9 protein-coding genes are annotated in these 12,526 nt (G+C 70.0%); all 9 read left to right on the top strand.

What is annotated here, in order from left to right; genetic code table 11:
* The first annotated feature begins 726 nt into the window (after positions 1-726).
* Entirely contained in the window at positions 727-1,245 is a 519-nt protein-coding gene (locus ALMP_RS05920) for a hypothetical protein (protein WP_264925150.1), read from the top strand.
* Between the two features lie 19 nt (positions 1,246-1,264).
* Entirely contained in the window at positions 1,265-3,646 is a 2,382-nt protein-coding gene (locus ALMP_RS05915) for an ATP/GTP-binding protein (RefSeq protein ID WP_264925149.1), read from the top strand.
* Positions 3,643-4,680, top strand: a complete 1,038-nt coding sequence (locus ALMP_RS05910; RefSeq protein WP_264925148.1) for a replication-relaxation family protein — start codon at positions 3,643-3,645, stop codon at positions 4,678-4,680. Before ALMP_RS05915 ends, ALMP_RS05910 begins: the two co-directional genes overlap by 4 nt.
* A gap of 72 nt (positions 4,681-4,752) precedes the next feature.
* Positions 4,753-6,090 carry a ParB/RepB/Spo0J family partition protein gene (locus ALMP_RS05905; RefSeq protein ID WP_264925147.1) on the top strand — a complete coding sequence of 446 codons (1,338 nt, stop codon included), beginning with the start codon at positions 4,753-4,755 and terminating at the stop codon, positions 6,088-6,090.
* Entirely contained in the window at positions 6,087-7,220 is a 1,134-nt protein-coding gene (locus tag ALMP_RS05900; protein WP_264925146.1) for a DUF4417 domain-containing protein, read from the top strand. Before ALMP_RS05905 ends, ALMP_RS05900 begins: the two co-directional genes overlap by 4 nt.
* Positions 7,221-7,222: 2 nt before the next feature.
* Complete coding sequence (locus ALMP_RS05895; RefSeq protein WP_264925145.1) at positions 7,223-8,698, top strand: amidoligase family protein; 1,476 nt, start codon at positions 7,223-7,225, stop codon at positions 8,696-8,698.
* Between the two features lie 80 nt (positions 8,699-8,778).
* Entirely contained in the window at positions 8,779-10,320 is a 1,542-nt protein-coding gene (locus tag ALMP_RS05890; protein WP_264925144.1) for an amidoligase family protein, read from the top strand.
* Positions 10,321-10,335: 15 nt separating this feature from the next.
* Entirely contained in the window at positions 10,336-10,878 is a 543-nt protein-coding gene (locus tag ALMP_RS05885; protein ID WP_264925143.1) for a hypothetical protein, read from the top strand.
* 161 nt (positions 10,879-11,039) lie between these two features.
* Positions 11,040-12,500, top strand: a complete 1,461-nt coding sequence (locus ALMP_RS05880) for an amidoligase family protein (RefSeq protein WP_264925142.1) — start codon at positions 11,040-11,042, stop codon at positions 12,498-12,500.
* Positions 12,501-12,526 lie beyond the last annotated feature (26 nt).

Raw genomic sequence — 12,526 nt, 5'->3', positions numbered from 1 at the left:
GGGCCTTCGGTCAGTCTTTCGCTCCGTCTCGGCCGTCCTCGTCGTCGTCCAATCCGGGGGCATCCGGGTTGCGCAGCGGGCGCAGGCTCCCGCCGGCGGGGACGGAGGCGGTGAAGCTGTAGCGGCCGAAGGCGCGGCACACCGTTCCGGCCCGGCCGCGGTGTCGGTCAGATAGCGCGGGATCCACGCCCGGCCGGGGCCCTCGTGCACGATCGGCCCGGCCCGCACAAGGGTCAAGTTGGCCGGGCCCGGCGTGTGGGCATCGTGATCGCTGCACCGTCGAGCGTGTAGCTCGTCCAGCTCACCTGCGAATCGACGGGGCTGTCCTGGGGCGTACAGAGGGAGGGCCAGCTCCCCGGCCGGACACAATCCTGCGTTTCGGACCATGTCATACATCTCCGACGACGCCCAGGCGCGCGCTGTGGGCGTGCCACGTGATCAGCCGACCGCCCTCTTGGAGGGAACAGGAGGCGAGTCCCGGTCGACATCGGGGACGCATGCGTCATCGTGGCCAGTCGGCATGCGCTGCTGACCGGCGCGGTCTCCTCACGGTCACGCCCGTCCTGGGTGATGGGCTCGGCCCGGAGATCAAAAAGTTCTGGCGCGCATGTCACACGGGCGTCCGAAACCGCACCTCTATAGGCATCCGCACTCCCCGTCTCCCCGGAGTTCCGACATGCCTGCTCCCTCCCTGCTTCCGGCCTTCTCGCGTCCAGGAGCCGCCCGATGACCACGAACGACGTCATCGACCGGCTGATCCAAGTCGGACAAGACCTCCCGGCGTACGGGCAGACCGCCATCACCTGGCTGACCGGCAACATGTGGTGGCTGATTCCCGTGCCGCTGGTCGTCGCTGTCTCCGTATCCGTCGCGCGACGACGCTTCGGCCGGAAGCCGCTCAAGGACCGGCAGGCGTTCGAGCTCCTCCCGACCACCGGCTTCGATCCGGTGCTTGAGGACGTCCTCCGCTTCGCCAAGCAGCTGGCCCAGGCGCAGCGGAGTGTCTCGCGCTGGGCCTTCACTCCGGTGCGCGGCACTGCGGTACGCGTGCGGCTGCTGTCCCAGGGCGGCCTGCTGACCATGCGCATTGAAGGGCCGGCCCGGGCCGCGGCGGTCCTGCGCCACCAGAGCTACAGCCAGTGCGAGATGCGGGCGGTCGGTCCCGCCGTAGCCAGCTCCGAGCGTCCGGAGATCCGTCTCGGCGCGGACCTCGACACCAGCTCTCAGACCGCTCTTGCGGCGTGACCCCCCGAAGGAGTCTGTGGTGAGCAAGAAGAACGCGACATCCCCCCGCGGTCACGGACGCGGACCGCGCAGGCCCAAGCCGCGCAAGGACACGCCCAAGCAGCAGCACGTAGCCCGCGCCGAACTGGCGTTGGCACTGCCGGACCACCTCGCCTTGCGCGAGGTGCCGATCAAGCCCGATCCGCTGGAGGCCCTCGCGGCTGCTGTCGCGGATGTGCGTGAGGACCTGGGTGAACGAGCGGACATCGTCCTGGACTTGGTGCCGATATCGCCCTCCCGGGTCGGCCGTCGGCGCAGCCGCCTGCTGGCGCGAGCGCGTCGCAACCCCAGCGGGATGCCGGCGATCCCCGGCCTTCCGCAGCAGGGTTCGGGGGGCGGCTTCGGCTTGGACCGCCTGGCGTCCCTGGGAAGCGAAATCGCGGCGGAGATGCGCGGGCAGCAGGGCCGCGGCGGCCAGCGCCCCGCTCAGCGCCAGCGCATGCCGACTGTGTCCGACGTCAAGGCGGCCATGGGCAAGTTCGGTCCGGGCGCGGATCCGGTGTTCGCCCTCCAGATGCTGATCCGTACCTGCTCCTCCGACCCGGCGCGGCCGCGGATACTGCTGGAGCAGATCATGGCAACGCTCGAGGGCTGGGCCGGCGACAACCACCTGCGCCCGGTGGGTCTGAACCTGCTCGTGACGCGGCTGCGCGCGGACTCGCGGCTCTACCGACGCAGCTTCGACCGCCGATTCGCCACCGGAGAGTTCGCGCCGCGGCGTCCCAGCTGGGTAACGGGCGCGGAGCTCGCCGGCCTGCTGAAGCCCGCCACGAAGCACAACATGGCGGCCAACGTGGCCCGTTCTGGTGGCGTGGTGCCCCCGCCGCCGCCGAGCCTGCCCACGTGGACCGGCCAGGCGGATCTCCTCCCCCTGGGGTGGGTGGCCAAGCCCGGCGGCGGTGAGCGGCTGGCCGGCCTGCCCCTGGCCTACCTGCTGTTCGGGCTCTTCCTCGGGAAGGCGGGATACGGCAAGACGGAAATGTCGCTGGTGCAGGCCATCGCGCTCGCTCACAACGGGCACGGGACCCTCTTCCTGGACCCGCACGGCGACGGCTGGCAGCGCGCGCGGCCCTACCTCGCTCACCCGCACATCGCGCCGCGGCTGTGGGAGATCGACCTGACCTCGCCGGACCTGGACGCGATGGTGGGCTCCTGGAACCCGCTGTCCATGGAGAACCGTGGCGAGGAGGAAATCCCGGACATCGTCAACGCGATCGTCACCGGCTTCGCGAGCGCTCTGAACTGGTCGGACAGCGCGGGGCGAGCCAAGACCATCCTGACGCGATCGGTCCAGACCCTCGCCCATCTGTCCTGGATGCTGTCGCGAGCCGGCCGGCCCGAGCTGGCGCCGACGATCTTCCAGATCCGCACCCTGCTCAACGACGAGGTGTGGCGAGACGCGGTCGTGCCGTATCTGCCCAAGACGCTGCGGGACTTCTGGGTGCAGACCTACCCGAAGTACTCCAACGAGGCAACCCCCGTTGTCACAAACATCATCGAGCGTCTCGACAGCTCGAACTCCTTGAAGGGGTTCCTCGGGTCCTCGCTCAGCACGTACGACATCCGGCACGCCATGGACAACGGGAAGGTCGTCTTCGTGTGCCCGTCCGGCACCGGCGACACCGACCGCATCGTCTCCTGCCTGCTGATCTACGACCTGTTCCGCGCCGGGCTGTCACGGCGCACCATGCCCGTCGCCGACCGCAAGGACTTCTACGCCTTCATCGACGAGCTGACCGCGGTGGACGGCGCGAGCAAGGGAACCCTCGCCGCGATCGCCGAGCAGCTGCGCAAGTACAAGGTGAAGCTCCTGGCGATGACGCAGATGGCTCAGCGGCTGTCGGCGACCACGAGGCAGGGCCTGCTGCAGAACCTGTCGATCCTGTCCACCACAGCCAGCGACATCGACGAGGCGCAGATGGTGGTGCGGCGCTGGGGCAAGAAGGTCGCGCCCGACACGATCTCGCAGCTGCAGCGCTACCACTACGTCATGTCCGTCACCCTCGACGGCGGCCAGAGCGACCCCTTCCGAGTCCGGGGCGCGAGCGTCGAGGACGTCTACAGCGCTTACCACCGCCCCGACGACGTCCACCACCTGGACGCCGCGGTCAACGAGAACCTGCGCCGGCGCCGGGTGCGGGACATCCTCGACGACCTCGCCAAGCTCGACACCCGCATCCGTCTGTTCATGGCCACTCTGCCGCCGCCCCCGCCGGACGACGACGATCCCGGTCCCGAGGAGCCGCCGGTCGACGATCCGGGCCCCGAGCCGCCGGATGACGGCCCGGCCCCGGCCGAGCAGGAGCCGGCCCCCAGCAACGTCACCTACCTCACCAAGACCAAGGGGTCACACGTCGGATGAGCACCCAGACCGAACCCGAACTGCTGCACCGCCCGCAGCGGACCCTCAGCTTCCACGCCGTCGCCAAGTCGGCCCTCGACCTCCTCTACCAGCACCGCCTCATGACCACAGATCAGCTCGCCAGGCTGCTGACGCCGACTGCTCACAGCGCGTCCTACCTGCGGCGGCAGCTGGTGGCGCTCGAAGAGGGCGGCCTCGTCCAGCGCCTGCGCGCCCAGGGGAAGGCCAGCCCGGGCCACGGGTTCAACCGCCCCTACGTGTGGTTCCTGACCGAGACGGGCGCCGACGCCGTGGAACAGGCGGCGGAGATCTTCTCCCGCCGCTACCGGGTGACACCCGAGTCGGCGGCCAGCACGCGCCAGGCCCACACCCTGGCCGTCAACGAGGTCGGCATCGCGTTCGTCGAGCACGCCCGCCAGCTCGGGCACGACTGCACGCCCCTCTCGTGGACCCCTGAGGTCGCCCACCGCATCCGCGACGGGCAGCGCCGCTTCGAAGACGATCACGTGATCTCCGACGCCGTCCTGCACTACGTCCACGTCCACCGCGGCGCTCGCACCATGCTGAACGTGTTCATCGAGCTCGACCGCGCCACCATGACCGCGGCCGAGCTCGCCAAGAAGGTCTCCGCGTACGGACGGCTGTACGAGTTCGTGCCGCAGCACCCCGACCGGGCTCGGCGCTCCGCGGCGTCGACCCGGCCGGCGTGGCAGCACACGTACCCGGCCTTCCCGCGCCTGCTGATCGTCCTCGACGGTGCGCCCGGCCCCACCCTGGCCAAGCGGCTCGCCGACCGCACCGAAGACCTGTACACGCTCACGCGGGTCGACCCGCGGCTGTCCCGGCTCGCCAGCCACCTCTCCGTCGGGGTCACCACCCTTGCGCAGCTCAAGGAGCACGGCCCGTTCGGGCGGATCTTCACGCCGCTGCTGCGCGGAACACCCGAGCAGCGGCATCCCCTCACCGACATGCTGCTGCGCCGACCGGCCGCGGCAGCGCCGGCTCGCCACCCGCCCGCCCCTGCTCCCCGCTGACCTGCACGCATAACCCCTTCGGGGCTGGGCGCCTGGGCGCCTGACAACTACCTGTGAAAGGAGGCTCTGCCGATGACGGTCGCCGTTGAGGAATCCCCGGCCCCTGCGCCCGCCGTCCTGGGACTGGCCGAGGCTCTGGAGAGTTCGGAGCAACTGCGCCAGCGTCGTTTCGAGATGCTCCCGATGCGCGGCTCGGTCTACACCGACGTGCAGGGCCGCGGGCCAGGCCCGAGCAGCAGCCCGGAAGGCCTCGCCGATCTGATCACCTCGATCTCGACCGTCGGCGTGCTCCATCCCGTCCTGGTGGAAGAACTGCCCGGTCCGGACAACCACGTCCAGCGGCGCCTGGTGATCGGCGAACGCCGCTACCGGGCCTGCCGCTGGGGCGCGGTCAACCAGCCCGACAACCCGCGGTTCGAGAAGCTGCCGGCCGTCATCTGCCCCGGACCGCTGAGCGACGAGGACCGCCGGACCTGGCAGCTAGTGGAGAACCTGGCCCGCGAGGACCTCCAGCCCGGCGAGCTCGCCAAGGCTCTGCTCCTGGAGCGCAGCGCGATCCTGCGTGCCCAGCTCGACAAGGCCGGCATCGAGGTGAGCGAGGACGTCCAGCGGTTGGAAGACCCCGTCGCCCGCTTCGAGGCCCTGGAGAAGCTGCGCGGCAGCGACGCCAACCTCGCCGCGCCGTGGAACCTGGTGCTGCGCCGGCTGGGCCTGCAGATCACCCCCCGTCGAGCTCGCGAGGTCGTTGCCGCGTTCCGGACCCTGCCGCGCGAACTGTCCGCGGACATGGACCAGCACCAGGTCGCTCTCGCCGCACGGACGAATCTCGCTCGACTCAGCCGCGGACGTCGCGAGGCCGCCGCCGAACTGTGGCAGGCCGTCAAGCGTCTCGGCCGCACGGACCTGCTGTCGGCCGCTACCCGGGCACAGGCCACCAACCCGGACATGCCGGCCGACACCGCCGCCAGTGCCGCGGTCACCGCATACGAGCGAGCCAACGCCGAACGAGCCGCGGCACTTGCCCGGCCGCCGGCGCCAGCCGGCGGGCACGACGACGAGGACAATGCCGCAGCTCCGGACGAGACCACAGCGGCCCCCCTGGCTGACAGCGCGGATGCTGAACAGCCGCGACAGGGCGGCGAAACGACGGCCTTCGACGACATCTCTGAGGAACCGGTAACTGCAGGGTCGGGGGGCGAGCAACATCCGCGCATCGACGAGCCGCTCGAGCCTGCCGAGCCCGTCGATCCGCCCGTCGTGACCGCCGCCCTTGAGGCGCTGCGCGCGCTCAACACCCAACTCGCAGAAGGCCGCGCCCTCCACCGATTCGACGCGGGCTCACTCCGCATGCTCCTGACCGACCTCCAGCGCCACACCAGCGCCGGCGCCGAAAGGACCGCTGCCGCATGACCGTCCCCCTGCCCATGCCCGGAATCGGCAAGCCCGTTCCGGCACCCGCCTCCGGCTGCGACTGCAACAACTGCCCCTTCTTCATGGACAACCCCAGGGCCGTCGAACCCGTGTGCTCCGGCTGTACCTCCAGCTGCGAGTACTGCGGCTGCGCCCGCGCCGAGGACCCGCTCCCCGGCAGCGAGCCGGGACTGGCCTGCACCCGCTGCCCGATCCGCTGCGGCACCCGGCCCGACCGCGAGGCCTGGATGAAGGACATCGGCGGCACGATGCACTTCACCGGCCTGCGGGCGCCCGGCACCCTCCCCGACCTGCCCCTGTTCACCCCCCAGGTCGACGGACACGACGTGCCGACCCTCGACGCCCAGCTCCGCTGGCCCGCGTACGCCCTCGGGCTGCGCCGCGTCATCAGCCCCAAGACGCACAAGCTGTTCCCCCGCTGGGAGGGCCAGACCGCGCATCAGTTCCTGAACCTGCGGCCCGAGCAGAAGGCCATCCTCAGCGGCTACGCGGAAGACCCTCTCGTCGAGGCGTACTGGACGCGCCGCAAGGCCGACGGCTTCGCCGAGATGCTCGCTGCCCAGAAGTGGGACCTCGTGCTCACCCCGAACGCGTCGATGTACTTCAACCAGCCCCGCGCCGAGAACCTGATCAACATGCGGCGCAACCTGATGCTCGCCGCCGAACTCTCCGCCGCCGGCGTCACGGCTGTCCCCAACATCTACTGGCTCCGCCTCGAAGACCTCGACCGCTACCTCGACTGGCTCGACGAGACCCCCGCTCTGCCGCCCGCCCTGGCCATGAACCTGCAGACGTTCCGCACCCAGGCCGACTGGGAGGAGATGGCGGTCCCAGGTCTTACCTACTTGGCCGCTACCCTCCCGCCGGACCTGCCCATGGTCCTGACCGGAGCCAGCCGCGCCGACCGGATCGCCACCCTCAAGGCCCTCTTCCCCGGCCGGCTCTACCTCATCAGCCAGAACCCGCTGCAGTACGCCCGCCACGGCGCCGTCATGACCGAGGAAGGCCGCGTCGACACCCACGCGCGCACCGAGGACCTGTTCACCGCCAACGTCCGCTTCTACGCCGGCCTCGCCGACGGCACGATCACCCCACGGAACGAGGCCTGATTATGGGCTCGGGCAGCCGGATCGACCACCAGCACCACCTCGTCGCCACCACCGCGGCGGGGCTGACCATCGAGGCCCCGGCCGAGCGGGTCGACCTCATGCCCGAGGGCCAGCGTGAACTCATCGACCAGGCTCTGGCGATCCAGGCCCGCTGGGAGGCGAACAACGGACGGGCCTCGCTCGAGGAAGCGATGGAGTACTGGGGCCTGCGCGACCGGCTCCGGTTGGAGCACGACCTGTGGAACGGACACGGCCTCATCCAGGATGCCGAGCGCGAAGACGTCCAGGACCAGGACAGCCCAGGTTTCCCGCCCCGGGCCACCGAGCTACCGGCCGACATCCCCGTCCAGCGCGCTGCCGCTCAGCAGGTCCTGGACGAGGTCGCCGCCGAGCACAGCGCTGCCGCAGCGCTGCAGGTGCAGGCCCGTGACCGGTGGCCTGACGAGCGGGAAGTCAGCTTCGTTGAGGACTTCGAGGCCTTCCGCCAGATCCACGACGCCGCGTGGGACCGGGAGATCCGCGGCGAAGAAGCAGTGCCCTACCTGCTCGAAGACGCCACCGGCGGCCTCGGCGCCCGGGAAGGCGGGCGCGGATTCGGCGTGGAGATCGAGTTCGTCACCGACGGCGACTACGACGACCAGGAGGAGGCACTGCGCGCCATCGGCAGGGACCTGCACGAGGCCGGCCTGGCGCGGGACAGCCGGCAACACGGCTACCACTCGCAGGCGGCAGCCGGCTACACCGACGCCCCCAACGCTTGGCGGTTGGAGGACGACTGCACCGTGGCCGGCGAGATCGTCTCGCCGATCCTCTACGACGAGCCGCAGACCTGGCAGAACCTCGCCACCGTCTGCGAGATCGTCCGTCGGCACGGCGGCGGGGCCAGCGAACGTACCGGCGGCCACGTACACGTCGGCCTGCACGACTACGACCACGACGTCGCCAACCACACCCGCCTCATGCAGATGTACGACCACTACGAGGACGTCCTGTTCCGGCTCGCCGCCAACCGCATCGCCCCCGACTCCGCACACCGCGGGACCGAATGGTGCGAGCCCAACTTCGTGCCCACAGGCGGATACCGCTCACTGAGCGAGGTGCAGCGCAACGGCCACGGCCTCGCGGTCAACCTCTCGGCAGCACACGGGCGACGGAGCGACCACGGCGAGTTCCGGCTGTGGGACGGCTCAGTTGACCCCGCCGTCATCCAGACGCAGATCAACCTCTCCCTGGGCATGGTGAACGCGGCCGTACGCGGCAGTGCTGCGCACACCCGGCGCGGGGAGCGGATGCCGCTCGGCCGCCACCGGCAGGACTGGGGGCCCGACCACCGCCTCAGCGTCGGGGAGCTGGAGGCCAACAGCCTCCACTTCCGCCAGTTCGCCGACGAGATCTTCCACCGGCGCGCACAGATGCAGCAGGCGGCCTCGCTGTACGCGGTCACCCGCTGGCAACAGCCCGAGTCTCAGGGCTGGTAGCGCTCACTCTCACGTCCGCACATCACACCGCCGACCCGCACCACCGTGGTCGGCCAGATCACCGAAAGGGGGCCAAAGCCATGGGATCGGGCAGCAGAATCGACCACCAGCACCACCTCGTCGCCACGACCGCGGCAGGCACCACCATCAGCGCTCCCAGTGACGCCACCAACCCGCCCGACGACGAACATCAGGAGCTTGTGAGTCGGCTCCTCAGGCTCCGCAGCCTGATGAACGAGAACAATGCGACCCCCGAGGAAGCTGAAGAGCTTGACCGCATTCGGCAGCGCCTTCAGGACGAGTTCCAAGGCGCCCTTCGGCAAGATGTCCAGGACGATCCCCGTGAGGAGTACGACTACCCCAGCGAAGCGTCACCGCTGACCGGCACCACCGACGAACTGGCCTCTGACGAGGCAATCGAGGCCCTCCGACAGGCATTCAACCGCGTCCCCACTCAACGTGACCTGCCGCCCGAGTGGGGATCGCCCGAAGACCGCTCGGTTCAGCGGGCCGCGGCACAGCAGGTCCTGGACGAGGTCGCCGCCGAGCACCAGGCCGCTGCTTCGCTCCAGGAGGAGGCTCGCGAGCAGTGGCCGCCCGACGAGGTCAGCTACACCGAGGACTTCGACGCCTTCCAGCGCGACTACGACGCCGCCCGCGACCGCGCCGAACGCGGTGAGCAGGTCGTCCCGTACATGACGGAGAACGCCACCGGCGGCCTCGGCTCCCGCGAGGGCGGTCGCGGCTTCGGAGTGGAGATCGAGTTCGACATCGAGCCCGGCGTCGACAGGCAGCAGGCGATCCAGAACATCGCCCGTGAACTGCGTGACGCCGGCCTGTCCCGCACGGCCCGGCAGTACGGCTACCACTCGCAGCAGAGCGCGGGGTACACCGACGAGCCGAACGCATGGCGGCTGGAGTCGGACTGCACCGTGGCCGGCGAACTGGTCTCGCCGATCTTGTATGACGAGCCGCAGACCTGGCAGAACCTCGCCACAGCCTGCGAGATCATCCAGCGCAACGGCGGCCGCGCCTCGTTCGGCACCGGCGGCCACGTTCACGTGGGCATGCACGACTTCGACCACGACGTCGCCAACCACACCCGCCTTATGCAGATGTACAAGGCCCACGAGGACGTCCTGTACCGGCTCGCGCAGAACCCTGCCTCCGAGGGGAACCAGCACCGGGGCACACGATGGTGCAGCCCTAACCCCGTGCCGTCAGAGGGCTATTCGGCCATCTCGCAGATCAATTCGTTCCACGGGCAAGCGGTAAACCTCAGCGGGGCCCGACGCGGCGGGCAGAGCGCCCACGGCGAGTTCCGGCTATGGGACGGCTCCCTCAACCCGTCCGTAATCCAGACGCAAGTCAAGCTCTCCTTGGGCATGGCCGCCGCGGCCGTCCGACAGGACACCGCCGTCTCTGGTCCGCGCATGGAGCTGGGCAGCCACCGCGAGCAGCGCCGTCAGGCCGGACTCGGGCAGCGGCGGCGGCTGACCGGTGACGATTGGCGCACGACTACCGCGAACTTCCGGCAACTGGTCGACTCGCTGTTCCAGCGCCCTGAGGATAAGGCTCAGGCAACCGCTCTTTTCCACGAAACCCGCTGGCAGCGCCGCTAACCCCTTGGAGATGTCATGACCTTCATCCGCACCCGCAATGCCTCCTCGGCCGCCACGCCCCTCGACCCTCCGACCAAGGACAACGGCAGCCACTATGTCTTCGAGATGATCTACGACGGCGGTAGCTGGCGCGGTTACGCCGATACCCCGGCCGAGCTCCTGGAAGGCCTGATCCCGGAGTACCCCGAGCTGGTGAGCCCCAAGGAGAAGGCGGCTGCCCGAATCCGGCTCGCCCTGCGTCTCCAGGTCCAGCTGCAGGCTGTGCTCGCGGCATCGGAGGAGTTCGGGCAGTGCACCCCCGAGCAGCAGCAGGCGATCCTCGCCCCGCGGGACACGCCGCCGGTGGTCAGCCGCTGGGACGCCCCCGTCCCGCTGGTGCTGGTGACCACGTTCTACAAGCCGGCCGGCCGTCTGCCGCGGCCTGAGGGACCCGAGGGTGCGCTGATCTGGATCGAGCCGGACGACGAGTGGAGCCTGCTGGTCTCGCTCCACCAGGCCGGCGTGATCCACGTGGCCGCCGAGCAGGGCGCGCTGCCGCCCAATGTCCGAGGGGAATGATCGTGGGGTCGGGAAGCCGAATAGATCACCAGCACCACAGCGTCGCACCCACGCGCGGCACGGACACGCTCGTCGCCGAGGCTGCACCGCTCACCATTGAGGAGCGGCCGGAGCGCGCAGCGGTCCGCATCGTCGACACCAGCTCGGCCGATGCTCCGATCATGCAGACCTACGTGGTCAGCGGCGACGATCACTTGCTGTTCCTGCCGCGCAACCCTGACATCATCCGGAGCCAGGTGACCGACGACCAGGACGCCCTGGTCAACGTGGGTGCCAGCGTCGCCGACGAGGACGGACGCCACTTCATCGAGGGCGACGTCCGGGTCAGCCGCGGCCCGGACGGCCAACTCCAGGTCAGCCCGGAGAGCCTGCTGTGCACCGGCGGAGACATGCACGCCGGCGACGAGGACGGCACCTGCGTTCACCAGGGCGCCATAGCCAACCTGGTTCAGGATCAGCTCGGCTCGAGCGGCCGCTCCGCGGTCGACCGGGCCGCGGCCCAGGAAGTCCTCGACGAAGTCGCGGCCGAGCACGCCGCCTCGATCGCCGCACAGGACCAGGCGCGCGCCGAGCGGGCGGCACAGCCTGCGGTGCGCTCCTACCTGGAGGACATGGACGCCTTCCAGGAGGCGTACGACCAGGCCCGAGAGCGTCAGCGGGCGGGTGAACCCCTGGTGCCGTACATGACGGAGAACGCCACCGGCGGTCTCGGAGCCCGCGAGGGCGGCCGCGCGTTCGGCGTCGAGATCGAGTTCGACTACCCGGACTCCATGACGTACTCCGAGCGGCAGGCAGCCAGCCGGCGCATCGCGCGCGAACTCCACGAAGCAGGGATCGCACCGGACGCCAACGTGAACGGCTGGCATGCCTCGGCACGCGCGGGCTACACCGACGCGCCGAACGCGTGGCGACTTGAGCACGACAGTACTGTCGCCGGTGAGATCGTCTCGCCCATCCTCTACGACGAGCCGCAGACCTGGAACAACCTGGCGCAGGTGTGCGAGATCGTCCGGCGCAACGGGGGCATCGCCAGCCCGCGAACGGGCGGCCACGTCCACGTCGCGGTCCCCGACTACGACCACACCGTCGAGAACCACAACCAGCTGATCAACACGGTGGCCGGGTACGAGGACGTCATCTACCGGCTCGCCCAGAACCCCGCTGCCGACCGTCATCGGGGGCTGGAGTGGTGCACCCCGAACACCCAGCCGTCGCGCCCGTACACCTCGGTCTCGGCCGTCCAGAGCTACAACAACAGCCATCACATCGGGCTGAACTTCCAGTCCGTCCACGGACGGCAGAGTGACCACGCCGAGTTCCGCATGTGGGACGGCTCCCTGGACCCGGGGACCATCCAGGCCCAGGTCAACGTGTCGCTGGGCCTGACGAACGCGGCTTTGCGGGAGGCCGGCAGCACTCCGCCACCGCCTCCGCAGCGGGTCGGGCACCACCGTCGTGCGAGGGCTCAGGCCGGGCAGCGTGGACGCCTGACCGGCGAGGCATGGACCAATGCCACACGTTCGTTCCGCGACATGGCCGACAGGATCTTCAGCCGGGAGGAGAACCGGGCGCAGGTGGCCGCGTTGTTCGCCGGCACCCGCTGGCACGACGGCCGGTACTGAGGCTGGTCAAGAGCGAAAAGGGGGGG

Source organism: Streptomyces sp. A012304 (assembly GCF_026008495.1).
In the GTDB taxonomy this organism is placed as follows: Bacteria; Actinomycetota; Actinomycetes; order Streptomycetales; family Streptomycetaceae; genus Streptomyces.
Note: the sequence above shows the minus strand (reverse complement) of the source record. Positions and strands in the feature narration are given on the sequence as shown.

Bases quoted from the DNA above. Each gene is read 5' to 3' on its own strand.
- ALMP_RS05890 (WP_264925144.1), top strand. From the start codon at position 8,779: ATGGGATCGGGCAGCAGAATCGACCACCAGCACCACCTCGTCGCCACG.
- ALMP_RS05880 (WP_264925142.1), top strand. From the start codon at position 11,040: ATGCAGACCTACGTGGTCAGCGGCGACGATCACTTGCTGTTCCTGCCG.
- ALMP_RS05905 (WP_264925147.1), top strand. From the start codon at position 4,753: ATGACGGTCGCCGTTGAGGAATCCCCGGCCCCTGCGCCCGCCGTCCTG.
- ALMP_RS05885 (WP_264925143.1), top strand. From the start codon at position 10,336: ATGACCTTCATCCGCACCCGCAATGCCTCCTCGGCCGCCACGCCCCTC.
- ALMP_RS05900 (WP_264925146.1), top strand. From the start codon at position 6,087: ATGACCGTCCCCCTGCCCATGCCCGGAATCGGCAAGCCCGTTCCGGCA.
- ALMP_RS05895 (WP_264925145.1), top strand. From the start codon at position 7,223: ATGGGCTCGGGCAGCCGGATCGACCACCAGCACCACCTCGTCGCCACC.
- ALMP_RS05920 (WP_264925150.1), top strand. From the start codon at position 727: ATGACCACGAACGACGTCATCGACCGGCTGATCCAAGTCGGACAAGAC.
- ALMP_RS05910 (WP_264925148.1), top strand. From the start codon at position 3,643: ATGAGCACCCAGACCGAACCCGAACTGCTGCACCGCCCGCAGCGGACC.